The organism is Sphingosinicella terrae (genome assembly GCF_003347635.1).
GTDB lineage: Bacteria > Pseudomonadota > Alphaproteobacteria > Sphingomonadales > Sphingomonadaceae > Allosphingosinicella > Allosphingosinicella terrae.
Genome location: NZ_QDFY01000011.1, coordinates 105,138 through 129,428 on the forward strand (window position 1 = coordinate 105,138; position 24,291 = coordinate 129,428).

Annotated in this window: 26 protein-coding genes and 1 tRNA gene; 11 read left to right on the forward strand and 16 right to left on the reverse strand. The window is 70.0% G+C overall.

All coding sequences use genetic code 11. The annotated features are described in order from the left end of the window. Positions 1-26: 26 nt before the first annotated feature. Positions 27-845: an SAM-dependent methyltransferase gene (locus tag DDE10_RS18330; protein WP_162806719.1), complete on the reverse strand. Its 819-nt coding sequence runs from the start codon at positions 843-845 to the stop codon at positions 27-29. 333 nt (positions 846-1,178) lie between these two features. On the opposite strand from DDE10_RS18330, the gene DDE10_RS18335 reads away from it, so the two are divergent. Continuing rightward, a complete protein-coding gene (locus DDE10_RS18335; RefSeq protein WP_114954237.1) occupies positions 1,179-1,841 on the forward strand; it encodes an MBL fold metallo-hydrolase in 663 nt (220 codons plus the stop codon). Between the two features lie 15 nt (positions 1,842-1,856). Here the strand turns inward: DDE10_RS18335 and DDE10_RS18340 are convergent, their stop codons facing one another. Further along, positions 1,857-2,303 (reverse strand): MAPEG family protein, encoded by a 447-nt coding sequence (locus tag DDE10_RS18340; RefSeq protein WP_114954238.1) that lies wholly within the window; start codon positions 2,301-2,303, stop codon positions 1,857-1,859. A gap of 192 nt (positions 2,304-2,495) precedes the next feature. Between DDE10_RS18340 and rpmF the strand changes: the two genes are divergently transcribed. The 5 genes from rpmF (at position 2,496) to DDE10_RS18365 (ending at position 5,716) form a co-directional block, all read left to right on the forward strand. Continuing rightward, positions 2,496-2,675, forward strand: a complete 180-nt coding sequence (rpmF, locus tag DDE10_RS18345; protein ID WP_114954239.1) for a 50S ribosomal protein L32 — start codon at positions 2,496-2,498, stop codon at positions 2,673-2,675. 34 nt (positions 2,676-2,709) lie between these two features. After that, positions 2,710-3,753, forward strand: a complete 1,044-nt coding sequence (plsX, locus tag DDE10_RS18350) for a phosphate acyltransferase PlsX (RefSeq protein ID WP_114954240.1) — start codon at positions 2,710-2,712, stop codon at positions 3,751-3,753. Then, positions 3,750-4,712, forward strand: coding sequence for a beta-ketoacyl-ACP synthase III (locus tag DDE10_RS18355; protein WP_114954241.1), 963 nt, complete (start codon positions 3,750-3,752; stop codon positions 4,710-4,712). Before plsX ends, DDE10_RS18355 begins: the two co-directional genes overlap by 4 nt. A 277-nt stretch (positions 4,713-4,989) precedes the next feature. Continuing rightward, the gene (locus DDE10_RS18360; RefSeq protein ID WP_114954242.1) at positions 4,990-5,313 is read left to right on the forward strand and encodes an integration host factor subunit alpha; all 324 of its coding nucleotides are present in this window, start codon (positions 4,990-4,992) and stop codon (positions 5,311-5,313) included. Positions 5,314-5,320: 7 nt separating this feature from the next. Further along, the gene (locus tag DDE10_RS18365) at positions 5,321-5,716 is read left to right on the forward strand and encodes a MerR family transcriptional regulator (RefSeq protein WP_114954243.1); all 396 of its coding nucleotides are present in this window, start codon (positions 5,321-5,323) and stop codon (positions 5,714-5,716) included. Between the two features lie 164 nt (positions 5,717-5,880). Here the strand turns inward: DDE10_RS18365 and DDE10_RS18370 are convergent, their stop codons facing one another. Further along, on the reverse strand, positions 5,881-6,423 hold the full coding sequence (locus tag DDE10_RS18370; RefSeq protein WP_114954244.1) for a SixA phosphatase family protein: 543 nt from the start codon (positions 6,421-6,423) through the stop codon (positions 5,881-5,883). Next, a complete protein-coding gene (locus DDE10_RS18375; protein ID WP_114954245.1) occupies positions 6,420-9,128 on the reverse strand; it encodes an ATP-dependent DNA helicase in 2,709 nt (902 codons plus the stop codon). Before DDE10_RS18375 ends, DDE10_RS18370 begins: the two co-directional genes overlap by 4 nt. Before the next feature lie 43 nt (positions 9,129-9,171). On the opposite strand from DDE10_RS18375, the gene DDE10_RS18380 reads away from it, so the two are divergent. Then, positions 9,172-10,758 (forward strand): lysine--tRNA ligase, encoded by a 1,587-nt coding sequence (locus tag DDE10_RS18380; protein WP_114954287.1) that lies wholly within the window; start codon positions 9,172-9,174, stop codon positions 10,756-10,758. Between the two features lie 114 nt (positions 10,759-10,872). Further along, complete coding sequence (ppa, locus tag DDE10_RS18385) at positions 10,873-11,406, forward strand: inorganic diphosphatase (protein ID WP_114954246.1); 534 nt, start codon at positions 10,873-10,875, stop codon at positions 11,404-11,406. 72 nt (positions 11,407-11,478) lie between these two features. Here ppa and DDE10_RS18390 read toward each other — a convergent pair whose 3' ends face one another. The 7 genes from DDE10_RS18390 to DDE10_RS18420 all read right to left on the reverse strand — a co-directional run bounded on the left by DDE10_RS18390 (position 11,479) and on the right by DDE10_RS18420 (position 17,756). Further along, complete coding sequence (locus tag DDE10_RS18390; RefSeq protein WP_114954247.1) at positions 11,479-13,302, reverse strand: DUF885 domain-containing protein; 1,824 nt, start codon at positions 13,300-13,302, stop codon at positions 11,479-11,481. Positions 13,303-13,400: 98 nt separating this feature from the next. Next, complete coding sequence (locus DDE10_RS18395) at positions 13,401-14,078, reverse strand: 2OG-Fe(II) oxygenase (RefSeq protein WP_114954248.1); 678 nt, start codon at positions 14,076-14,078, stop codon at positions 13,401-13,403. Positions 14,079-14,102: 24 nt separating this feature from the next. Next, the gene (locus DDE10_RS18400; RefSeq protein ID WP_114954249.1) at positions 14,103-15,392 is read right to left on the reverse strand and encodes a metal-dependent hydrolase family protein; all 1,290 of its coding nucleotides are present in this window, start codon (positions 15,390-15,392) and stop codon (positions 14,103-14,105) included. Positions 15,393-15,533: 141 nt separating this feature from the next. Next, positions 15,534-16,412, reverse strand: a complete 879-nt coding sequence (locus tag DDE10_RS18405; RefSeq protein ID WP_114954250.1) for an RcnB family protein — start codon at positions 16,410-16,412, stop codon at positions 15,534-15,536. Between the two features lie 136 nt (positions 16,413-16,548). Then, positions 16,549-17,109: a (2Fe-2S)-binding protein gene (locus DDE10_RS18410; RefSeq protein WP_114954251.1), complete on the reverse strand. Its 561-nt coding sequence runs from the start codon at positions 17,107-17,109 to the stop codon at positions 16,549-16,551. A 53-nt stretch (positions 17,110-17,162) separates the two neighbouring features. Further along, positions 17,163-17,504: a WYL domain-containing protein gene (locus DDE10_RS18415; RefSeq protein ID WP_349356549.1), complete on the reverse strand. Its 342-nt coding sequence runs from the start codon at positions 17,502-17,504 to the stop codon at positions 17,163-17,165. 12 nt (positions 17,505-17,516) lie between these two features. Continuing rightward, the gene (locus tag DDE10_RS18420; protein WP_162806720.1) at positions 17,517-17,756 is read right to left on the reverse strand and encodes a hypothetical protein; all 240 of its coding nucleotides are present in this window, start codon (positions 17,754-17,756) and stop codon (positions 17,517-17,519) included. A 146-nt stretch (positions 17,757-17,902) separates the two neighbouring features. On the opposite strand from DDE10_RS18420, the gene DDE10_RS18425 reads away from it, so the two are divergent. From DDE10_RS18425 to DDE10_RS18435, 3 genes are read left to right on the forward strand one after another with little or no spacing between them, the layout of a single operon-like run. Then, positions 17,903-18,715, forward strand: coding sequence for an enoyl-CoA hydratase-related protein (locus DDE10_RS18425; RefSeq protein WP_114954253.1), 813 nt, complete (start codon positions 17,903-17,905; stop codon positions 18,713-18,715). A gap of 20 nt (positions 18,716-18,735) precedes the next feature. Beyond that, a complete protein-coding gene (locus DDE10_RS18430) occupies positions 18,736-19,587 on the forward strand; it encodes an AraC family transcriptional regulator (protein ID WP_114954254.1) in 852 nt (283 codons plus the stop codon). Between the two features lie 38 nt (positions 19,588-19,625). Next, complete coding sequence (locus DDE10_RS18435) at positions 19,626-20,048, forward strand: SRPBCC family protein (RefSeq protein WP_114954255.1); 423 nt, start codon at positions 19,626-19,628, stop codon at positions 20,046-20,048. Between the two features lie 25 nt (positions 20,049-20,073). Here the strand turns inward: DDE10_RS18435 and DDE10_RS18440 are convergent, their stop codons facing one another. From DDE10_RS18440 to DDE10_RS18460, 5 genes are all read right to left on the reverse strand, one after another. After that, positions 20,074-20,598, reverse strand: coding sequence for a hypothetical protein (locus DDE10_RS18440; protein ID WP_114954256.1), 525 nt, complete (start codon positions 20,596-20,598; stop codon positions 20,074-20,076). A gap of 201 nt (positions 20,599-20,799) precedes the next feature. Then, positions 20,800-20,876, reverse strand: a tRNA-Pro gene (locus tag DDE10_RS18445). A gap of 153 nt (positions 20,877-21,029) precedes the next feature. Continuing rightward, on the reverse strand, positions 21,030-22,196 hold the full coding sequence (locus DDE10_RS18450; RefSeq protein WP_114954257.1) for a TIR domain-containing protein: 1,167 nt from the start codon (positions 22,194-22,196) through the stop codon (positions 21,030-21,032). Between the two features lie 160 nt (positions 22,197-22,356). Beyond that, complete coding sequence (locus tag DDE10_RS18455; RefSeq protein WP_114954258.1) at positions 22,357-23,658, reverse strand: FAD-dependent oxidoreductase; 1,302 nt, start codon at positions 23,656-23,658, stop codon at positions 22,357-22,359. A gap of 267 nt (positions 23,659-23,925) precedes the next feature. Continuing rightward, positions 23,926-24,252 carry a polyhydroxyalkanoic acid system family protein gene (locus tag DDE10_RS18460; protein ID WP_114954259.1) on the reverse strand — a complete coding sequence of 109 codons (327 nt, stop codon included), beginning with the start codon at positions 24,250-24,252 and terminating at the stop codon, positions 23,926-23,928. Positions 24,253-24,291: the final 39 nt, after the last annotated feature.

Sequence of the window (24,291 nt, forward strand, 5' to 3'; positions counted from 1 at the left end):
GGTCCCGGCGCTCGGCGAAGGTCGCATCAGGGCAGGCGTGCCGCGCGCCAGTCCTGCGGCCCCTCCGCCTGCGGATCGGGAACGATCGCGGCGTCCTCGACGAGCGCCAGGAAGGTCCGGGTGCCTTCGGGGAGATCGATGGTGAAGCGCAGATGGCGTCCGCTCAGCGTGGCGTCGCGCAGCGGCCGACCATCGAGCGATCCGCCGACATCCTGGAAGCGCTGCTCGAGCTCGAGCAGCGTCTCTCGCCCATCCGCCATCTGCAGGCGCCATCGACCCTCGGCCGGGGCGGGAACGACCCACAGGAACAGCCGGGAATTGCCGACCTCGCGCCGAGCGTCGGGGCGCCAGTCGCCCATGTCGAAATTGTGGCTGACGACGCGCGTCCCGGGCCGCAGCTCGGTGAGCAGCCGCGGGCGCAGCCGCAGGTTCAGCTCGGGCATCAAATAGAGGGCGACGATCGTCGCATCCCGTAGCGGCGTGACGAACAGGTCCTGACGCCGGAAGAGAACGCGGTTCTCGACCTGGGCCAGCCGCGCGGCGGCGCCGGCCTCGGCGACGCGGGCGGGATCGATATCGACTCCGAGCGCCCGGGCGCCGCGCTGCGCGGCCATGATCGGGATGCGCCCGTCCCCCGATCCGAGATCGATCAGATAATCGGACGGGTCGATCGCCGCCATGTCGAGCATCGCCTCCACGGCCGGGCGCGGCGTCGGCACATAGGGGACCTCGAGCTCGTCCTCGGATGGCGCGGCGGGCGCGGGGGTGAACGGAGCGATCCCGCTTCCCCCGAAGGTGCAGCCGGAAAGAAGGAGAAGGGCGGCGAGGAGGGACGAGGCGCGCATCGGCATAGCCCAGGGTCCAAACTCGCTTAGGAGGCGGATCGGGATCGGCCGGAGGAGGCGGCTGGATAGGAGAGCGGCGCAGGCCGGGCTGGACGCCCGGCCAAACCGATCGACGAAGCCAGCCGCCGCCTCCGGCCGACCGCGAAGCGGCGGGCTCGCTTTTGCCGCCCGGACGGCGTCGCGGCGTCGGTCACGATGCACAAGCATCGCTCCCTCCTTGCTCCTTGCCGGACAACAAAATCGAACCCGTCACGACCGCCTCCTAATCGAGTTCGGACCCTAGCAGCCGTCTTCGCGCTTGTATCGCGCCGCGGCGCGCGCCATCTCGCCGGCATGACCAATCCTCCGATGAAGGTGGCGATCATCCCGGTCACGCCGCTCCAGCAGAATTGCTGCCTGATCTGGTGCACGGCGACGATGAAGGGCGCGTTCACCGATCCGGGCGGCGACCTCGACCGCCTCAAGGCGGCGGCGCGCCAGCATGGCGTGACGGTCGAGAAGCTGCTGCTCACCCACGGCCATATCGATCATTGCGGCTCGGCCAAGCTGCTCGCCGAGGAACTGGGCGTGCCGATCGAGGGACCGCACGAGGCCGATCGCTTCTGGATCTCGCGGCTGGAGGATGACGGCCGCAATTACGGCATCACCGGCAAGACCTTCGAATCCGATCGCTGGCTCGTCGATGGCGACCGAGTGACGGTCGGCGACCTCGTCTTCGACGTCTATCATTGCCCCGGCCACACGCCCGGCCACGTGGTCTTCCACCACCCCTCGTCGAAGCTCGCCATCGTCGGCGACGTGCTGTTCCAGGGGTCGATCGGCCGCACGGATTTCCCGATGGGCAATCACCGGGACCTGATCGAGGCGATCACCGGCAAGCTCTGGCCGCTCGGTGAAGACACCGCCTTCGTCCCCGGCCACGGTCCGATGAGCACCTTCGGCCAGGAGCGCCGCACCAACCCGTTCGTCGGCGATCGCGCGTTGGCGCGGACCTGACCGGCGGCGGCGGGATCAGATCTGCGCGGCGGCGCGCTGCCTGGGCGAGATCTCGATGCCGCCCCTCAGGCCGGGACTCTGATAGGCGATCAGGATCGCGAAGAGGCCGAGCCCAAGCAGCACCAGCCAGCTCAGGGTGATGCCGCCCACGCGGAGCGGATTGGCGCCGGGCCGGTCCATGCCGAAGGCGTGGGCGATGCGGGCCAGGATGAAGAGGATCGCGGCGCCCCACAGCCACAGGCTGCCGCCGGTCGCCAGCTCGAGCGCGAACAGCAGGATGAGGAAGATCGGCACGTTCTCGGCGAAATTGCCATGGGCGCGCATCCGGCGCGCGATCATCTCGTTGCCGGCATCGCCGACGCCGATCTGGAGCCGACGCCTCAGGCTGCTGACCCGAACGCTCAGCCAGATGTGCAGGATCGCCGCGGCCCCGGCGATGGTGAGGGTGATCGGCAGGATCATCTTTTACCCCTTCCTCGTCTCGCCTGCCGTTCGCACGTGGTGGCCGCGCTTGCAACTCTGGCCGGAATCGCTATAGGCCGCTGCCTTCACGCGAGAAGCTCACGGCCGCGAGGCCAGCGGCCGGTAGGGCCGTTGATCTCGGGGCTTGCGCTCGCCACATCATGCAACCGAACCTTCAAGAGCAGGTGCCACATGGCCGTTCCCAAAAGAAAGACCTCGCCGTCGCGGCGCAACATGCGTCGCAGCCACGATGCGCTCAAAGTCACGCAGTTTCAGGAATGCCCGAATTGCGGCGAGCTCCGCCAGCCGCACAATGTGTGCCAGGCGTGCGGCCATTATAAGGGTCGCGAGATCCTGAAGACCGAGGCGTGACACGCATCTTTCCTTAAGAGGGGAGGCGGCAGCTTTGGCCAGCGGGCCCCGGATCGCGATCGATGCCATGGGGGGCGATTCCGGTCCCCCGGCCATGGTCGCCGGCGCCGCTAGCGCCTTCGAGCGTCGGAGCGACCTCACATTCCTGCTGTTCGGCGACCAGTCGGCGATCCGCGCCGAGCTGGACGGCCACGCGGCGCTCGCCGCGGCCTGTCAGATCGTCCATTGCGACGACGTCATCGCCGGCACCGAGAAGCCGAGCCAGGCGATCCGGCGCGCCAAGACCAGCTCGATGGGCCGCGCTATCGCGGCCGTGAAGGCCGGTGAGGCGCAGGCGGCGGTCTCGGGCGGCAATACCGGGGCGCTGATGGCGATGGCGAAGCTGGCACTTCGCACCATGCCGGGCATCGACCGCCCCGCTCTGGCGGCGCTGCTGCCGACGCTGGGCGAGAACGACCTCGTCATGCTCGATCTCGGCGCCAATACCGAGTGCGACGTCCAGAATCTGGTCCAGTTCGCGGTCATGGGCGCGGCCTATGCCCGGGTCGTGCTCGACCTCGATCGGCCGCGGGTCCAGCTGCTCAACATCGGCACCGAAGAGCTCAAGGGGACGGACGAGCTCAAGGAGGCGGCGGCGATCCTGCGACGCTCCACCGACGTGGGCATGAGCTTCGACGGGTTCATCGAGGCGGACAAGATTTCGCGTGGCGGGGCCGACGTGGTCGTCACCGACGGCTTCTCCGGCAATATCGCGCTCAAGTCGGTGGAGGGCACGGCGCGATTCGTCACCGATCTCCTGCGGCGCGCCTTCACCAGCTCGGTGCGGTCGAAGATCGGCTTTCTCATTTCGCGCCCGGCCACCGAACTGCTGCGTCACCATCTCGATCCGAACAATCATAATGGCGCCGTCTTCCTCGGTCTCAACGGGCTGGTCGTGAAGAGCCACGGCAGCGCCAACGACAAGGGCGTCGCCAACGCGATCCGGGTCGCGGCGCGGATGGTGCGCGAGGACCTCACCCGGAAGATCAGCGAGGATCTCGCCAGCGTGTCCCTGCCCAACAGCCAGGCGGCGCAATGACCCGCCGCGCCGTCATCGTCGGCACGGGAGCGGCGTTGCCGCCGCGCCGCGTCACCAACCAGGAACTGGCCGAGCGGGTCGAGACGACCCATGAGTGGATCGTCGAGCGGACCGGCATCGAGGCGCGTCACATCGCCGCCGACGGCGAGACCACGGCCACGCTCGCGACCGAGGCGGCGCGAAAGGCGCTCGACGCCGCCGGCATCGCCGCCGACCGGATCGGCCTCATCGTCCTCGCCACGGCCACGCCCGACCAGACCTTTCCCTCCAGCGCCACCCGGGTCCAGACCGCGCTCGGGATCGACGACTGCATCGCCTTCGACGTGCAGGCGGTCTGCACCGGCTTCCTCTACGCCCTGTCGATCGCCGACAACATGGTGAAGGGGGGGATGGCCGATCATGCCCTGGTGATCGGCTCGGAGACCTTCAGCCGGATCCTCGACTGGGAGGATCGCGCGACCTGCGTCCTGTTCGGCGACGGCGCCGGCGCGGTCGTGCTCGAGGCGCGCGATGTCGAGGACGAGGGCATTCTCGCCACCCGCCTCCACGCCGACGGCCGGCACAACGACCTGCTCTACGTCGACGGCGGCGTCTCCACCACCGGCACGGTCGGCAAGCTCAGGATGAAGGGCAAGGAGGTGTTCCGCCACGCCGTCGTCAACCTCGCCGAGGTGCTCGGCGAGGTGCTGGCCGCCGCCGGTCATCGCACCGAGGAAGTTGACTGGGTCGTTCCCCACCAGGCGAACAAGCGCATTCTCGACGCGACCGCGAAGAAGCTCGGGCTCGACCCGGCGCGGGTGATCGTAACCGTCGACCAGCATGCCAACACGTCGGCCGCATCGGTGCCGCTCGCGCTCGACGTCGCCGTTCGCGATGGGCGCATCCGCAAGGGGGATCTCGTCGTCCTCGAGGCGATGGGCGGCGGCTTCACCTGGGGGGCCGCCGTCCTGCGCTACTGACAGGGAAAGCCGGTCCACTCGCGCCAGAATAGGCGATGGCCGTGCGGCGCGGCTTTCCCGATCCGGTACGACTTGGCCCCTGCCGGACTGGCCTCGCCGGCCTGCCGACTCTATGAAGGGCGCCGCGCGCTGCCCGGGGGAGCGGCGCGAACGGCAGGTCGGCCCCGATTCTCACCGTGAATCCGGGGCGGTCCGGCATGTTGTTGTGACAGGTTCACGTTGCGCTCGACGTGAACCTGGATTAGTGTCGCTTGACCGAGCGGGAGGTACACCTTCAATGGCAGACGCAGGGACGATCAGGAAGCCGTCCGTGGGCACGCTGACGCGCGCCGACCTCGCCGATATCGTGCATCGGGAGATCGGCCTTTCCCGCGCCGATTCCGCCAACATCGTCGAGGGCATTCTCGGCCATATGTGCGGTGCCCTGGGCGACGGGGAGAACGTCAAGATCTCCGGCTTCGGCAGTTTCATCCTGCGCGACAAGGGCGAGCGGGTGGGACGCAATCCCAAGACCGGGGTCGAGGTCCCGATCGCGCCGCGCCGCGTTCTTACCTTCCGCGCCAGTCAGATCATGCGCGAGCGGATCGCCCGCGGCGGCTGATCGCCGGATGGCCCCGCCGACCCAGAAGAGCGAACACGCCTTCCGGACGATCGGCGAGCTTGCCGCCGAGCTCGGGCTGCCGCAGCACATATTGAGATATTGGGAAACGCGCTTCCCGCAGCTGCGGCCGCTGCAGCGCGCGGGCAACCGGCGCTATTACCGGCCCGCCGACGTCGCTCTCGCGAGACGGATCAACAAGCTCCTCAACGAAGACGGCTACACCATAAAGGGGGTTCAGCAGCTGCTCGCGCGCGGCGATGCCGACGATCCGGCCGCAACTTCGATCTCGCCTGCTGCCGGGTCTCCCCCACCGCCGGAGACTCCATCATCCCCTTTTCCGGTGGAGGCACTGCGGGAGATCCGCCGCAGCCTCGCCGACGCCCTCGCTGAAGCCGAGGTCTGAGCCGGTTCGCGACAGCGCGAACCTGACGCCTGTCGGCCAGGCCGGGAACGTTCGTTCAAGATTCTAAGCGATTGCAGTCGGACGTTATCGTCTGGCGACTCGAAAATCGCGGCCTTCCCATAGCCTGGCGCGGCCGTTCCGATGCTATCGGAACGCAGCCTGTCCTAGGCGTCCTCCGGACCGAGCTCCGGATCGACGTCGCGCGGCCGGATGAATCGGCTCAGCCGGCCGGCACCGGCCTCGACGTCGTGCCAGTGGTCGATGGGCAAGGCGATCTCGGCAAGGGTGGCGGTCGGGTATTTTTCGGCGAGGACGCGGCGAAGCCCGTCGCCTTCCTCTTCCCGCGTCAGCAGCAGCGCCAGCGATTCGAGCCCCGGATTGTGGCCGACCAGAAGCAGCCGGTCGGCGCCGTCATCGGCCTGCCGGACGAGCTCGAGCAGCGCCGCCGCCGTCGCCAGGTAGGCACGCTCGTCATAGTCCGCGTGGATCGGCCGGCCATAGCCGTCGGCGAGATCGGCGAGCGTCTCGACCACCCGGGCGGCGGGGGAGGCGATGACCGCGTCGAAATCGATCCCGCGGCTGCGCATCTCGCGGCCGATCGTGCGCGCCGCTCTCCGCCCGCGCTTGTTCAGCGGTCGGTCGAAATCGCGTAGCGCCGGATCGTCCCATCCGGATTTGGCGTGCCTCAGCAGCGTCAGGATCTTCATGCGTCTTCCCGGCAGGCGACCGCTGATTCGGCGCCGGCGAGTCGCTCACCTACATGCTCGATGGCTTCGGCGAGATGAACCCGCCGCACCGGCACTCCGGGGGGAAAGGCGCCGAGCAGGCGGGTGGGCGTCGCCGCGGAGAGAAGGACGAAGATGCCCCGATCGCCGCTCCGCCGGATGAGCCGTCCGAAGGCCTGGGCGAGCCGTGCCCGTACCACCCGGTCGTCATAGGCGGATCCGCCGCCGGCGGCCCGGCGCGCGGCATGGAGCACCGTCGGTCGCGGCCACGGCACGCCCTCCATCACGACGAGCCGGAGCGAATCGCCGGGGACGTCGACGCCGTCGCGAAGCGCGTCGGTGCCGAGCAGCGACGCGCGCGGATCGTCCCGGAAGATGTCGACCAAGGTGCCGGTATCGATCGGGTCGACATGCTGGGCGTAGAGCGGCAGCCCGGCGCGGGCGAGGCGGTCGGCGATCCGCGCGTGCACCGCCCGCAGCCGCTGGATGGCGGTGAACAGGCCGAGCGTTCCGCCCTGCGCCGCCTCGATCAGCCGCCCATAGGCGCCGGCCAGCGCGGCGATGTCGCCCTTCCGGACGTCGGTGACGATCAGCACCTCGCTCGAAGCGGCATAGTCGAACGGGCTGGCTGCCTCGAACCGGCCGGCGGGGCTGGGGACGTGGCAGGCGCCGGTGCGCGCCTCGGCATGGCTCCAATCCTCGCCGCCGCCGCGCAGGGTCGCCGACGTGACCAGGATGCCGTGGGCGGGCTTGATCACGACCTCGGCGAGCGGACGGGTCGGGTCGAGCCAGTGACGATGGAGACCGATGTCGAACTCCCGCCCCTCGACCCGGTCCACCGCCAGCCAGTCGACGAAGTCCGCGTCGGCGGGGCCGCCGATCCGGGCCGCCAGCGCGATCCAGCCGGACAGCGTCTGGCAGCGCCAGGTCAGCCCGCCGATCGCGCCTTCGACCCGTGCCCGCGCCTGCGCGTCGAGCCAGTCCGGCGAATCCTCGATCACCGCCTCCAGCCGCTTTGACAGCGCGACCAGCGGCCGCAGCAATCGCTCGAGCGCCTCGACCGCCGGCGCCGCCGCGTCGACGAGCGCTGAATCGGGCTCGGCGAGCTCGGTCTCGAGGCCGTAGCCGGCGTCCTGCGCCGTGGCGCGCGCGAAGACGGTGCCGCGGACGGCGGCGAGCAGCTTCTCGATCGGTCCCAGCGCGATGCCTTCGGCGAGCCGCTGCAGCCAGCCGTCGCCGGGAAGCTCCCCGGCGGCCTGCACTGCGGCCTCGAGCGCTTCCGCGCCGGCTTCGTCATAGGAGGCGACGTCGGACAGGCGCGCCGCGAGGCCCCGCCGCCGCCCGCGCGACTTGCCTTCCGGTCCGACGATCCAGCGCCTCAGCTCGATCGCTTCCTGCCCGGTCAGGGCGGCGGCGAAGGTCGAATCGGCGGCGTCGAAGAGGTGGTGGCCCTCGTCGAACACGATCCGGGTCGGGATCTGTCCGCTCTCGCGGCCGCGCGCGGCATTGACCATCAAGAGGGCATGGTTGGCGATGACCAGATCCGCATCCTGGCTCGCGCGCGCCGCCCGTTCGATGAAGCAGCGGCGATAATGGGGGCAGCCGGCATAGACGCATTCGCCGCGCCGGTCGGTCAGCGCCGTCGCGCCCGCCCGCCGGAACAGGCTGGTGAGCCAGCCGGGCAGGTCGCCGCCGACCATGTCGCCGTCCTTGCTATAGGCGGCCCAGCGCGCGACCAGCTGCGCCAGCACCGCCGCGCGGCCGGCAAAGCCGCCCTGCAGCGCGTCCTCGAGGTTGAGCAGGCACAGATAGTTTTCGCGTCCCTTGCGCACGACGATCCGGCGGCGGCGCTCGGCCTCGTCGGGAAACAGCCTGACGCCCTCCCGGTCGAGCTGGCGCTGGAGCGCCTTGGTATAGGTCGATATCCAGACGGCGCCGTCCGCCGCTTCTGCCCAGACGGAGGCGGGCGCGAGATAGCCGAGCGTCTTGCCGATGCCGGTGCCGGCCTCGGCGAGGAGCAGGTTCGGCTGTCCCTCGGCGCGGCGCGGCGCGAAGACGGCGGTGGCGCGCGCGGCATAGGCGCGCTGCCCCTCGCGCGGCTCCGAACCACGCCCGGTCAGCCGCGCCAGACGCTCCACCGCCGCCTCGGCATCGATGCTGACCGGCCGCGGCTGCGCCCGGCCGCCTTTTTCCTCCCATTCGGGGAGCCGGCTGAACAGCCAGCGCTCGTCCCGGTCGGGTCGCCGCAGCCGCTGGCCGACCAGCCCCGCCCAAGGCCAGCGCAGCCGGTGAAGCGCCTGCGCGGACGCCCAGGCGCCCTCGCGCTCCGGCCAGTCTTCGCCGAGCCTGTCGAGCAGGGCGGCGGCGGCGTCGCGCAGGAATCGGGCCGCTTCGCTCGCGCTCTCCGGGGCGTCTAGCCCGAGCGCCTGCGCCAGCCCTTTCGGCGTCGGCACCGCGAAGCGCGCCGGATGGACGAACGCGTACAGCTCGAGCAGGTCCAGGCCGGACAAATCGGGATAGCCGAGCCGGTTGCCGACCAGGGGCGCGTTGAGCATGATCATCGGCGTCTCGGCCGCGCGCGCGATCGCCTCGCCGCGGCCGACGGCCGCGATCTCGCCGTCCGGCTGGGCGATCCAGATGCCGGCATGGGTTGCGTGGAGCGCCGGATAGGGCAAAGAGGCGGCCATTCGCCCGGCATGGACTGCGCGGAACGAAAGGACAACAGTGTCGGTGCCATCGGAGCTTCGCGAGGCGGCGAATGTCAGCAAGGCCTGGCCCTATGAGGAGGCGCGCAAGCTCCTGAAGCGCTATCCGGACGGGCCCGGCGAGCGCCCCATATTGTTCGAGACCGGCTATGGCCCCTCCGGCCTGCCCCATCTCGGCACCTTCCAGGAGGTGGCGCGCACCCTGATGGTGCGCCACGCTCTTTCGGAGATGGTCGACTGGCCGAGCCGGCTCATCGCCTTCTCCGACGACATGGACGGCATGCGCAAGGTGCCGCCGGGCGTTCCCCACCAGGACATGATGCACGAGCATCTCGACCAGCCGCTGTCGAAGGTGCCGGATCCGTTCGGCTGCGGCCACAAGAGCTATGCCGACCATAATAACGGCCTGCTGCGCCAGTTCCTCGACCGGTTCGGCTTCGACTACGAGTTCCTCTCTTCCACCGACTGCTATGGCTCGGGGAGGTTCGACGAGGTTCTGCGCCAGGTGCTTCGCACGTTCGACGACATCATGGCCGTCATGCTGCCGACGCTGCGCGAGGAGCGGCGCAAGACCTACTCGCCGGTGCTCCCGGTCAGCCGGGTCAACGGCAAGGTGCTCCAGGTTCCCGTCCAGGTCGTCGACCCGGAAGCGGGACTGATCCGCTATGTCGAGCCCGAGACAGGCGAGACGGTGGACCAGTCCATTCTCTCCGGCGGCGCCAAGCTGCAGTGGAAGGTCGACTGGGCGGCGCGGTGGGTCGCACTCTACGTCGATTACGAAATGTCCGGCAAGGACCATATCGATGGCGTCATCCAGAGCGGCAAGATCGCCCGTATCCTGGGCGGACGACCGCCGGAAGGCTTCAATTACGAGCTGTTCCTCGACGAGAATGGCGAGAAGATCTCGAAGACCAAGGGCAATGGCGTCACCATCGACGAGTGGCTGACCTATGCGCCCGAGGAGAGCCTCGCTTTCTACATCTACCGCGATCCCCGCAAGGCCAAGCAGCTCTCCTTCTCGGTGATCCCGAAGGCGGTCGACGAATATCACCAGTTCCTCGCCGCCTATCCCGATCAGGAGATCGACAAGAAGCTCGGCAATCCGGTCCATCACGTCCATGCCAGCCAGGTGCCGGCGGCGCAGATGCCGATCAGTTTCGCCCTGCTGCTGAACCTCGTCGCCGTCGCCTCGACCGACGACAAGGACCTGCTCTGGGGCTTCGTCCGGCGCTATTGCCCGGAAGCGTCGCCCGACAGCCATCCCAAGCTCGACGCCCTGCTCGACTACGCCCTCGCTTATTTCCGCGACTTCATCGCCGGCTCGCTGCGCCGGCGGCCGCCGACCGACATCGAGGCCGCGGCGCTCCGCGATCTCGACGCGCGCCTCGGCCGCCTCGCCGAGGACAGCGATTCCGAGACGATCCAGAACGAGGTGTACGAGGTCGGGAAGACGCACCCGTTCGAGTCGCTGCGCGACTGGTTCAAGGCGCTGTACGAGATCCTGCTCGGCACCAGCCAGGGACCGCGCATGGGCAGCTTCGTCGCCCTCTACGGCATCGCCAACAGCCGCCGCCTGATCGCCGAGGCGCTGGAGGCGGTGCCGGCGGCCTGAGCCGCCGCGATTGCCCATTGACCTGACGCCCCGGGGCGAGGAAGGAGCCGCGCGCGCCCTTGCGGCGATCCGGCGGCCGGCGCCGCCTCGTCATCATCATCAGGACCCCGTTTCATGAACATCGATCTCATTCCCGTGGGCGACAATCCTCCCGAGAGCCTCAACGTCATCATCGAGGTGCCGGTCGGCGGCGAGCCCGTCAAATATGAGTTCGACAAGAAATCGGGCGCCTTGTTCGTCGATCGCATCCTGCACACGCCGATGCGCTATCCCGCCAATTACGGCTTCATCCCGCACACCTTGTCGCCGGACGGCGATCCGCTGGACGCCCTCGTCGTCGCGCGCTCTCCTTTCATCCCCGGCTCGGTGGTCCGCGCCCGTCCGATCGCCGTCCTCTCCCTCGAGGACGAGGCCGGCGGCGACGAGAAGCTGCTGACCGTGCCGGTCGACACGACCTTCCCTTATTATTCGAATGTCGGCGAGCGCGACGATTTGCCCCAGATCGTGATGCAGCAGATCGAGCATTTCTTCACCCACTACAAGGATCTCGAATCCGAGAAGTGGGTGCGCGTCGGCCATTGGGAGGGCGCCGAAGTGGCGCGGCGCATCGTCACCGAGGCGATCGAGCGGGCGAAACAGAAGGCCTGACGCGGCGCATGCACGGCTGATCTGGAATGCCTGCGGGGGTTCGGATGGGCGCCGCCGCCGGGCCCGGAGAGCCTAGCCCCGCCGCGCCGCGATCCAGTCGTCGATCTTGCGCTCGAGCACCGGCAGCGGCAGCGCGCCGGTCATCAGCACCTGGGCGTGGAAGTCCTTGAGGTCGAAGCGGTCGCCGAGCGCCTGCTCGGCCCGCGCGCGAAGCTCGAGGATCTTGAGCTGCCCGGTCTTGTAGGCGAGCGCCTGGCCCGGAATGGCGATGTAGCGCTCGACCTCGGCGACCACCTCGGTCTCGCTGAGGCCGCTATTGTCGAGCATGTAGCGGATGCCCTGCTCGCGGGTCCAACCCTTGGAATGGATGCCGGTGTCGACGACCAGCCGCATCGCCCGCAGCATCTCGTCGTTGAGGCCGCCGAAGCGCTGATACGGATCGGTCTCCATGCCGAGCTCGTCCCACAAAGTCTCGGCATAGAGCGCCCAGCCCTCGACGAAGGCGGTGTTGCCGCCGAAGCGCATGAAGGCGGGGAGCGCTTCATTCTCGTTCGCGAGGCTGATCTGGAAATGGTGCCCGGGCGCGCCCTCGTGGAGATAGAGCGTCTCCATGCCGTAGGTCCGGCGCGACGGCAGGTCGTAGGCATTGTAGTAGAAGATGCCCGGCCGCGATCCGTCGGGGGTGCCGTCCTGATAGGAGCCGCCGGCCTCGTTCTGCTCGCGGAAAGCCTCGACCTCCCTGATCTCGAGCCGGGTGCGGGGGATGGTGGAGAAGATCTCGCCGATGCGGGCGTCGACCTGGCGGCCGATCTCGTAATAGCGATTGCGCATCCAGTCGCGGCTCTCCGGCGCGAATTGCGGGCTGGTCCGCAGATGCTCGAAGAACTGGGCGAGCGTTCCCTCGAAGCCGACCCGCTGCCGGATCGCATCCATCTCGCCGCGGATGCGCGCCACCTCGCGCAATCCCGTCTCGTGGACCTCCTCGGCGGTGAGCGGCAGCGTCGTATTCTCCTGGATCAGGCGGCGGTAGAGCCGCTCGCCGCCCGGCATGTGCATCAGGCCGGCGCCGTCGCGCGCGCGCGGCAGATATTCGTTCTGGAGGAAATCGCGCAGCCGGCGATAGGCCGGGAAGATGCCGTCGCGGATGGCGGCGAGATGGGCCTCGCGAAGCCGGGCCCGATCGGCCTCTGGAACGCCGTCGGGGAACTCGCGCACCGGGCCGAAATAGGGCGACGCCTCGGGGGCATCGGCAAGCTGGGTGTCGAGCTGGCCGATGACGTTGCGGATCGTCAGCTTGGTCTCGACGACGCCGCTCGCCATGCCCTCGCGGAAGCGGCCGATGGCGCGGTCGATGAGGGCGACGAATTCGCGGTGCCGCTTGAGGTTGTTCTCATAATCCTCGACGTTGCGGAACGGCGCCGTGTTGTTGCCCGAGGCGAGCACCGGATAGAAGGTGTGGAAGCCGAAGAAATGGTTGAGCGGCCGCACCGCGGTCAGCGCCAGCATGTCGGGCTGCAGGTCGGCGAGGTCGTCCTCGCGCTGGAAGCGGAACACGTCGTAGGCGAGCTGGTCGGTGGGATTGAGCGCGGCGCGGTCGATCGCGGCGAGCGCGGCCAGCTCCTGCTCGGCCGCCGTCCGCTCCGCGGCGTAATAGGCATCGGTGATATAGTCGCCGAGCTGGTCGGCATAGCGATAGTCGCCGCGGAACAGCGCCGAGATCGGATTGCGGCGGAGATTGGCCTCGTCGCTGTCGCGGAACAGCCGGTGCAGCCGCTCGCTCGCATTCTCCTGCGTCGCGGCAGCGGGGGCGGCGGCGGGCTGCGACGCGGCGAGGGCGGCCGGCGAGGCGGCGGAGGCGAGAAGGCAGGCGGCGAGCAGCAGGGCGCGGCTTTTCATCGGGAACGGGATCCTCATCTGGTGTAGGAGTTGGATAATACAGCCGGGTGGCGAGGGCAACCGCCCTGGGTCAGGCTGACGCCGTCGCCGCCGCCGCGTCAGTAGGTGCGGTATTCGGCATAGCCCCAGGGACGCTCGCGATACCATTTGGTGATCACATATTTGGTCCCGGCGGTGACCGGCGATCCCTGGTGGAGGGTGAACGGATTGGGCTGGCCGTTCGCGTCGAGATTGTTCCAGGCGAGGAGGTTGCCGGCGCGCGGCGCGATCTTGAGCCCCGCCTCCGGAAAGCCGGTCTGGCCGCCGCCTTCGGGCGTGTTGAGGAACACCATCGCCGTCCAGGTCCGCTGGCCGCCGCTCTTCTGCATCGCCGGCCAATAAGGCTCGGCGGTATGGAAGAAATCGTGGTGCGGCTTGAACTGCTGGCCGACCGCATAACGCTGGCCCTGGAAGGTCTCGCCATGCTCGGGCTGGATCCCCAGCAGGTCGGTGATCTTCTCCTCGATCTGCTTCACCAGCGGATCGGCGGGATCCATGTTGCAGCTCTCGCTGGTCCGGAATTCCGGATCGGCGGTGGGCGAGAGCAGCTGCGACGGCACCCGGTGGTTGTCGATCAGCCGCATCAGGCCGGCGCATTCGCCCTGGGTGAGGAAGCTGCGCGCGACGTAGATGTCGACCTGGTTGGACGGGATCTTCGACACGGTCGGGTTGCGCGCCAGCCGGTCGCCGACCCAGCGGCCGATGGCGATCTTGTAGTCGATGACGTTGGAACTCATCCGCTCGCTCTCACTCCTGCCTGGTCACTCGACGGCGCGCCCGCGCACCATCACATAATCCACCCGCTCGAGCACGCGGACATCGGCGAGCGGGTCGCCCGACACGGCGATGAGGTCGGCCGAAAAGCCGGGGGCGATCCGCCCGATCTCCGTCTCGAGCCCGAGCAAACGGGCCGCATCGGTGGTCGCCGAGGCGATCGCCTCGGCCGGGCTCATCCCGACCCGCTCGACCAGCAGGGCGAATTCCTCCGCGTTGCGGCCATGCTCGTAGACGCCGGCATCGGTGCCGAACACCACCGGCACGCCCGCCGCCCGGGCGGCGCGCGCGGCGCGGCCGACCAGCGCCAGCGTCTCGCGCACCTTGGCCGCGACCGGCGGCGTGTAGCGATCCTGCTCCAGCCCTTCGCTGATGCCGGTATAGGCCATCAGGGTCGGCACGAAGGCGCCGCCGCCCCGGCGCAGCGCCTGGATCGCGGCCTCGTCGGCGAACGTGCCGTGCTCGATCGAATCGACGCCGGCCCGCGCGGCACCCTCTATCCCGCGCGCGCCGTGGGCGTGGGCGGCGACCTTTAGTCCGAGCGAATGGGCGGTGGTGACGATCGCGCGCATCTCCTCGTCGGTGAAATGGGCTTCGAGCCCGCGCGCCTGCTGGGAGAGGACGCCGCCGGTCGCGGTGAACTTGATGACGTCGGCGCCGGCGCGCGAGGCCTCGCGCACGCGCTGCGCGCATTCCTCGGGGCCGGTGCAGGTATTGCGCGCCGAAAGGGCATGGATCACCTCGGTGCGGAAGCCGCTGACGTCGCCATGGCCGCCGATGATCGAGATGGACGGGCCGGCGGAGACGATCCGCGGGCCGACGATCCTGCCTTCGGCGGTGCCGCGGCGGAGCATGTGGCCGACCTGCGGCGGCGAGCCGAGATCGCGGACCGTGGTGAAGCCGGCGCGGACGGTGGTGGCGGCATTCTCGATGCCGAGCACCATGTTCCATTCGTCGGGATCGACCGCCTCGCGCCAGAATTCGCCGCCCGGATTTCCGGCAAGGTGGACATGGGCGTCGATCAGTCCGGGCAGGACGGTCCGGTCTTTATGGTCGATCAGCCGCGCTCCCGCCGGCGGCGGCTGCAGCCCGTCGGTGACGCTCTGGATGCGGTCGCCGACGACGACGATCGTGGACGGGCCGCGCGCCGGCCGGCCGGGCTCGGCGATCAGGCGGCCGGCATGGATGACGGTGACGTCGGCGGCTGCTTCCTGGGCGGCGGCCGGACTCAAGCCGGCGAGGACGAGCAGGAAGAAAGCGAGCAGACGTGCGGCCATCGGCATATCCCCGGTTGCGAAGCTTCGCGCCTGCCATGCGACAGCCGGTGGCGGCGTGACAAGAGCCGTTGCCGCGAATAGGCGAAGGGCCCCGCCGGCTCGCGCCGGCGGGGCCCTGCAGGCTTCAGGTCGGCGCGGGGCCTACCAGAAGAAGTCGTAGATCACGTCGACCACCTCGCCGCTATAGACGTCGACCAGCAGGACGTCGTTATAGTAGCGGACCCACTGGGTGCCGGCCGGCGCGTGCGGCAGCCGATACTGGTAGGGATCGTTCAGCCAGTAGCGGTTGCTGTAGAAGAGCGGCTCCAGCAAGAAGCCGATCGAGAATCGCGAATAGCGATGGTTGCGATAGGGCGAGTAATAAGCCGGCATGCGATAGATGTGCCGGTTGCGGTAGCGCCAGCTGTTCCAGTCGTAGCGCCGGTCGTTGCGCCAGCCTCGGTTCCAGTCGTTGCGCCAGTCGCGCCGGTCGGCACGGCGATCCTGCCGCCAGTCGCGGCGGTCGTCGCGGCGGTCCCGCCGCCAGTCGCGCCGATCCTCGCGCCGGTCCTGCCGCGATTCGCGCCGATCCTCTCGGCGATCCTGGCGGATGTCGCGGCGCTGTTCGCGGGTGCCGTAGCGATACTGGTTCTGGCGCTCGAGCCGCTCGTAGCGCTGGCGGGCGGGATCGTTGGGATTACCCTGCCACGCCTGCGGATAGATGCTCCCGCGCCGGCCGCTGTCGCCGCGGTTGCGATCGCCTCGATTGCCGCGCTCGCGCTGGGCGACCGCGACCGGCTGCGCCGCCGGCGCCTGCTGGCGGGCCGACTGGCGTTCGGCGCGGCTGGACTGGCGCTCCGCGCGGACGGCCTGTCGCTGGACGCGCGCCTCGCTGCGCTGCGACTGGCGCTCGGCGCGCGACTCGCTGCGGCTTTCGGCCCGCTGCGAACGTGCCTCGCCGCGGTCCCGCATCTGGGCTTCGGCCGCGATCGGGGTCATCACCGTCGCTGCCATGATCAAACTCATCAATGCCTTGCGCATCGAACACTCCTTCTGCCGGCGAGCTACCCGCCTGATGATGGACGAGTTGTGCCCGAGAACCGATGAGCGGTTCCTGAACCGCTCCGTCAACGGAATGACAGGTTATCAGCGGCTTGGCGCGATCCGGGTCGGCGCCTCACGGACGGCGGCGCCCCGTCGGCGGCGGCGGGCGCAGCGCCGGCACCGCGCGGGCGGCGTCCTCCGGAGCGATTCCCGGCGGCGGGGCGGCGGCGACCCGTTCGCGGCCGCTCTTGATGCGGAGCGCCCGGCGGATCGACTCGCGAAGCCTGGGATAGATGCCGCAGCGGCAGATATTGGTGATGGCGGCGTCGATCTCGGCGTCGGTCGGGCTTTCGTTGCGGTCGATCAGGGCCGCCGCCGCCATGATCATGCCCGGTATGCAATAGCCGCATTGCGGCACCATGTCGGCGGCGAAGGCCTGCTGGATCGGGTGCGAGCGGTCGCGCGACAGGCCCTCGATGGTGGTGACGAAGCTGCCCTCGATATCGGCGATGCGGACCCGGCAGCTGCGCACGGCATTGCCGTCGACATGGACGGTGCAGGCGCCGCAATGCCCGGTCCCGCAGCCGAACTTGGTGCCGGTGAGGTTGGAGGCGTCGCGCAGCGCCCACAATAAGGGCGTCTCCGGATCCATCCGGTAATGGATGGGCTGGCCGTTTACCGTGAAGCGCGTCATGGCCCGCTCATAAAGCGGGCGGCGCCGATCGAGAAGCCCGCGGGCGGCGCGCCTCAGGCTTGCGCGGCGACCCGCAGCGCGTCCTCGCCGTAGCGCTCCGCCTGGGGATCGAACAGCGGCTCCGGCGCGAACGGCACCGCGGTCAGCGCCAGCGCCTTCAAGCCGGTCAGCTTGAACGTGCCGAGCTTGAGCTCGCGCGGCGCCTGGCCGTCGCGCTCGAGGACGACGCCGTCGACATGCCACTCGTCATGCTTGGTGTAGAGCGCATGCGGCGCCAGCCGGATCTGGTTGCGGTTGTAGGTGGCGCTGAGGCACAGCCTGCGCTTGACGGCGAGGGTGACGAGCTCGGTCGGCGAAGCGGCCGCCCGCGCGCGCAGGATCGGTCTGGTACTCAACGGGGACGTCCTTCAGATCTGGGTTCGGGCGCTCTTCCTGGCCGCGAACGAGTGGGGATCCCAGCCGCAGCGGGGGCAGGCGGGGCGGGTCAGCTGCTGGTGAACGCCCCACGGGCGCTCGGGCGAGCACAGGCCGGCGGCAAGGAAGGCGGCCGGGCCGGGGGCGCGCGAGCGCCGCCAGGGCGCCGTTCCGGCACCGGCCGCGTCGTTTCGTCCCAGCTTCAAGCCGGAAAGGTCCATCCTCTTCAGCACCCGATACTCTGCTGCACTGCACAAATTCTGGGCATTCCGGCCCGCCACGTCAATGGCCGGCGAATAGTTCACCATCGGTAACCGTCCACCTCCGGGCTTTCCCCGGGCGCGCGGGCAGGCGATAGGAGGGGCCGAAGGAGCCGGACATGGACGAACGGGTGAAGGTCACGATCGAGGCGGGCGTCGCCCATGTCGAGCTCGCCCGGCCGGACAAAGCGAACGCGATGGATCGCGACATGTTCGCCGCGATCGGCGACACCTTCCGCCGCCTGGGGTCGGATCCGGCCGTCCGCGCGATCCTGCTGAGCGGCCAGGGCCGCCATTTCACCGCCGGGCTCGACCTCGATTACGCCTCGCGCCAATTCCCGCCGACCGAGGATCCCGGCCGCGCCGCCGAGGCCCGGCTGCGTCACATCCTCTGGCTGCAGGAGACGTTCAGCGCCGTCGAGCAGGCGCGGCCGCCGGTGGTGGCGGCGATCCATGGCGGCTGCATCGGCGCCGGAGTCGATCTCGCCAGCGCCTGCGACCTTCGCGTCGCCGCGGCCGACGGCTTCCTCCAGGTCGCCGAGGTCGACGTCGCCATCACCGCCGATCTCGGGACGCTGCAGCGCCTGGGCTATCTGCTCCCTCATGGCCTGGTCCGCGAGCTCGCCTTCACCGGGCGCCGCATGCCGGCCGAGGAGGCGGCGCGCCACGGCCTCGTCAACCGGATCGCCGAGAGCCGCGACGCGGCGATCGCCGCCGGTCTCGAGCTCGCCCGCACCATCGCCGCCAAGTCGCCGCTCGCCGTCGCCGGCGCCAAGCGCAGCCTCAACATGAGCCGCGGCCGCCCAGTCGAGGAGGGGCTGCGCGACGTCGCCTTGTGGAATGCCGCCACCCTGGTCAGCGCCGATCTCGGCGAGGCGATCCGCGCCCGGCTCGGCCGGGCCGAGCCGCGTTTCGGGCCGCTGGCGGACTGAGCGCGCGGGCAGGAGGATAGATGACCGCGCGCATCCTCGCCGACGGCGATCTCAGGATCGTCGACTATCGCTGCGCCGCGGGACCGGACCATGTCCATTTTCCGGAGGTGACCGATCGCCACGCTCTGTCCTACGTGCGGCAGGGGAGCTTCGGCTGCCGGGTCGGAGCCCGCCACGACCAGCTCGTCGCCGGCGGCTTCATGATCGGCCGGCCCGAGCGCGAATATGTCTGTACCCACGATCATCACGACCGGGGCGATCTGTGCCTCTCGCTCCAGCCGTCGCCGGCTCTGCTCGACACGCTGCCGGGGCGGGCGCGGCCCTGGGAGGCGACCGCGCTCCCGCCCGGGCCGGCCTTGGCCGGGCTGGGCGAGCTCGCCGCGGCCTGCGCCGAAGGGCGGGCCGCGCTCGGCGCCGAGGAGGCGGGCCTGATCCTGCTGCGCCGCTTCGTCGCCGGCGAGGACGAGCCTGCTTCCTCACCTCCCGCGGATCGCCGGCTGCGGGCGCGGATCGCCCACGCCGCCGACTGGATAGACGCGCATGCGTCGGCGCCGGTCGGCCTGTTCGACGCGGCCCGCGAGGCCGGGCTCAGCCCCTGGCACTTCCTGCGCAGCTTCCGGGCCTTGATCGGGACGACGCCGCACCAGCATCTGGTCGCCTGCCGGCTGCGCAACGCGGCCCGTCGCCTCGCCGAGGAGCCGGAGGTCTCGGTCACCGACATCGCCTTCGACGTCGGCTTCGGCGACCTCTCCAATTTCGTCCGCAGCTTCGGCCGTGCGGCCGGCCTGTCGCCGGGCCGGTTTCGCCGTTTCGCCGCCGGCGACCGCAAGATTCTCCAAGCCCGGCTGGCGCAGCCGCGTCCAGGAAGGTGACCGGCGCGGCCGGTCCGCGCGGTCGCGAGGAGGCAGGGATGGCGAGCATCGTCGGCGAGATCGAGATCTGCGTGCCGGTGGACGAGGCGTGGCGCGCGCTTCGCGATTTCGGCGCCGCCGGCCAGCTGTTCGCCGGCGTTCTTGTCGATTGCCGCGAGGCCGAGGGCGAGCGGCGGGTCACCTTCGCCAACGGCCTGGTTGTGCACGAGCGGCTGATCGCGCGCGACGACGATCGCCGCCGTCTCGCCTACACCGTGCTCGACGGGCCGTTCAGTCACCACCATGGATCGATGCAGGTCGAGCCGGCGGGCGCCGGCACCCTCTTCCGCTGGATCAGCGATTTCCTCCCCGACTCGGCCGCGGACCAGGCCGGACCGCTGGTCGAGGCCGGCTGCCAAGCGATCAAGCGCAACCTCGAGGCGCCGCCGTCCCGCCACGCTGAGCGGTCAACGGCCCGATAGCCTTCTGTCCGCCCTGCCGCGGGCGTCAGAACGCTTCGGGATCGATGCCCCAACGTTCGAGCTCGTCGGGAAGAACGATCCGCAGCTTTTGCGCTTCCGGCTCGGCCGGCGCGATCTCGATGACCAGCTCCTCGCCGCCGCTGACGGCATGGACGATCTCGATCGCGCGGCCGTCGTCGCTGCGGATGAACAGCCCTTCGCCGTCGACGTGGAAGGATTCGACGACGGCGCCGCACAGGGTGAGGATCATCGCCCGCTCGCTCATCCTCAGCGTGGCGCCGGCATCGTAATTCGCCTCGACCAGCCAGCGCCGGTCGCCTGAGCGGTGGGAGAAGGTGAAGCGGGCGCTGCCGCGGACGGCGAGGCGCCAGCGCAGCTCGCCCTCCTCGTCGCGGCCGACCACGGCGAGCGCGCCGTCGGTGTCGAACCCGATCTCGGAAACCAGGGTCCCGCACAGCGCGTCCAGCGCCGCGCCGAGGGCGGCCGCGCGCGCCTCGGCTTCGGTTTCCGTCCGCACGAAAGCCGGCAGTTCATTCTGGTCGCGATACATCTTTGTCCCATGAGGCCGGCGCGGCGGGAAGGGGCGGCGCCTGTCTCCATCATAGAGCGATTTGCCGTCCGACGCGGCTTTTCCGGGGACTCGGAAGCGCGTCGCGGCCGCCCTATCGGGGACGATTTGCGATGGGCTGAAGCGGGTCCGGCCCTTTCGGCGGACCGCGTCGACGCGCCGTGCGCGTCGACCGAACGTAATTGGTCGGGGAGAGAGGATTCGAACCTCCGGCCCCTGCCTCCCGAAGACAGTGCTCTACCAGGCTGAGCTACTCCCCGACCGATACGCGCGGCCCCCGAACATAAGCTCCCGGGCCGGCGGGGCTGGGGGTCTATAGGAGCGTGATCGGGGGAGTTCAAGCGGCCTGCGCGGCGCCGTTCGCGCCGGGCGCGAAAAATATCGCCACCTGGGCCGCCCGCCCCGACGCGCCCTCAATAGTCGGCCGGATACTCCTCCGGCGGCAGCTCGCTCTCGTCGACCGGCGGCTTCTCGCCGGTGAAATCGCCGCTCTGGCCATCATCGAATCCGCCGCCGCCCCGATTGTCCGACGTCGAGGTGTCGAGGGTGCCGCCGTCATTGCCGATCTGGGCCTGCTGCGCGGCGCCGATCAGCGCGATCAGGGTGAGCAGGAGGACGATCCCGAGCAGGATGCCGACGGCCACCGCCGAGGTCCCGCCGCGCGCGCGCAGCGCCTCGACCTGGGCGCCGCGCGGCAGCGCGCCGGTGCGCGCGATCAGTTTCTGGGTCTGGCGGCGATAGAGATGGTTGCCGAAGCCGCCGGTGACGAAGCTGATGGCGATGGTGAACAGGAGGTTGAGCTGCGCCGATCCGGCGGCGCCGGCGACCAGTCCGAGCAGGAACGAGGCCCCGATCACGGCGGCCATCGGCACCCACATCTTGCGATAGGCGAACCAGAAGGCGCTCACCAGCGCCGCCGGCCAGTTCCAGTTGATCGCCGTCTTCTTCGCCTCCATCGCCCGCCAGCGGCGCATGTAGAAATCGGCATTGGGCCCGATCGCGGCTCGCCACGCTTCCTCGTCCTCGCCTTCCGGCGGCACCGGCGGCTCCGCCGAACCGGCCGCTTGTCCGCCCTGCGCGGGCCCCGGCGGCGGGGGCGGGGGCGCTGGCGCGGCGGTGAAGGCGGCGGCGCCCTGGATCGGCGGCGGCGTCGCGGCGGCCGGCGCGGTTACCCCGGCCGCCGTCTGGAGCTCGCGCACCAGCCGGTCGAGATTGTCGGCGCGCAGATTGCCGAAGGCGTCGGTCCAGTGGCGGATCTTCAGGAAGAAGGCGAGGCCCGGCGCCGGCTGGATGTTGCTCGTCCGCACCGGGAAGATCGGCTTGTGCGTGCTGAACGCCATCTCCGTCTCGGCGCGGACATAAGGCGACTTGTTGGCCATGTCGGTGACCAGCACGACGAAGGCGGCGCATTCCTCGATCGCGCGCTGCAGCTCCTCCGAATAGTCCATGCCGGGCCGGACGTCGCGCGGCGCGATCCAGATGCGGATCCCCCTCCGCTCCAGGAACGCGGCAAGCTCGTTGGCCAGCTCCCGATTGTCGGAGCTGTGACTGACGAAGACGTGGGCCCCCTTGGCGCTCATTTCACCCCGCAAATCAGGAGCGACCGACCTATCCCCATCGCTCCGCCCTTGGCAATGCCGCTGGTGGCCCGGGCGGAAAGCGTCTTCGGACGAGGTCCCTCCCGCCGAAAAAAGCCCTCTCTCGCCGGAAGGGGGAGGAGATGCGTGCGCCGCGCCGCCTTCACTCCCCCCTTGCCCGCAGCATCTCCTCGATCGCGACGAACTTCTCGCGCGGGCTGCCGTCGCGGGCGCGGGCGGTCTCCGCCGCCTCGATCCGCTGCCAGTCGCGGAAGGTGACGATGTCGGCCGATCGCGCCTTCAGCAGCGGCTCCAGCCCCGCCCAGCCGGGCTTGCCGGCGCCGGCGCCGACATCCGCCGCGATCTTGTCGGCCACCTCGTAGCCGTCCGGCCGGTTGGTGCCGATCGTCCCGCTCGGGCCGCGCCGCGCCCAGCCGACGCAATAGAGCCCGTCGCCGATCCGTCCCTCCTCATTGGCGAAGCGGCCGCGATCGGTCTCGTAGGGAACGCCCTCGATCCGCGGCGTCTGGTAGCCGATGCAGCTCACCACCAGTCCGCAGGGCACGGCATAGGTCTCGCCGGTGCCGACCGCCCGCAGGCCCTCGTCCAACCGGGTGCGCTCGACGATCAGCCGCTCGGCGCGGCCTTCGCCCTCGATCCTGAGCGGCTTGGCGAAGAAGTCGAAGATCAGCCGCTTGCGCTTCTCGCCCTGGTCGAGCGCGGTGAAGGCGCGCAGGTGCGCGACCGACTTGCGCACGCCCGGCTCCAGCGCCGCATCCTCCGCCTCGGCCGGGAAGTCGGCGGCCTCGGCATGCGGCACCGCATCCTCGAGATGGCCGAGCTCGCCCAGCTCCTTGGGCGTCATCGCGATCTGGTGCGGTCCGCGCCGCCCGAGGATGTGGATGGTTCGGATCGCCGACCGCTCGAGCGCCTCGAGCGCATGGCCGACTATGTCCGATCCGGCGAACTCGCTCCGGCTCTTGGCCAGGATGCGGGCGACGTCGAGCGCGACATTGCCGTTGCCGATCACCGCCGCCGCCGGGGCGTCGAGCGGCGGTTCGAGCGCCGCGAAATCGGGATGGCCGTTATACCAGCCGACGAACGCCGCCGATCCGACCACGCCGGGAAGATCGCTGCCGGGCAGGTCCAGCGGCCGGTCCTGCGGCGCGCCGGTGGCGAGGATCACCGCGTCGTAGAGGCCGGCGAGCTCGGCCACCGAGACGTCGCCGCCGACGGTGAGGTTGCCGACGAAGCGGACATTGCCCGACAGGGCGACTTTCTCGTAGCGGCGATAGACCGCCTTGATCGACTGGTGGTCGGGGGCGACGCCGAAGCGGATCAGTCCGTAGGGCACCGGCATCCGGTCGATCATGTCGATGCGGATCTCGTCGCCGAACAGCTTCTGGAGCGCCTCGGCGCTGTAATAGCCCGCCGGGCCCGAACCAATGATCGCGACCTGCCGCATCCCGCCTCCTTCTCCTTCCCGGCCGCTCTCCGGCGCGCGGGCGTTGTTTCTATTCCGATCCTCCCCTGCGAGGGGAGGGGAACCGCCCGCAGGGCGGTGGAGGGGTGTCAGCGCGATTGCCGGGCACGGCGCGCGCCGCGTAGGCGGATCCGCTGACACCCCTCCACCAGGCGTTGCCTGGTCCCCCTCCCCTTGCAGGGGAGGATCGCTCACGCCCGTGCGTGCTCATGTTCAAGGATCGGCTCGCCCTTTCGTCCGGGCCGCCGCTCACCCCCGCGCACCGCCGCTCCGGTCCTCGAGCAGGTCGGTGCCCTTGCGCCTCAGCGCGGCCTCGATCGCCTTGCCGAAGAAGGCGAGGGCCGGCGGCAGCAGCAGCTCGACCCGGACGACCGTCTCGCGCACGTCGATCTGGGCGTTCACCTCCTGGCCCATCGCGCTCACCTGGAGGCCGAGCCGGTCGCCGGTCCAGGCCGATCGGACCTCGGCCGCGCCGGGGATGAACTCCTCGAGCCGGCCGGTGCCGGCCTCGATCCGCCGCTTCGCTTCCGCGGCGCCGAGATTGTGGGGAAGGTCGACGTGGATCGGCGCCGTCATGGCGCGAGCCTAGCGGTTGGAGCGGGTCGGGCACAAGCC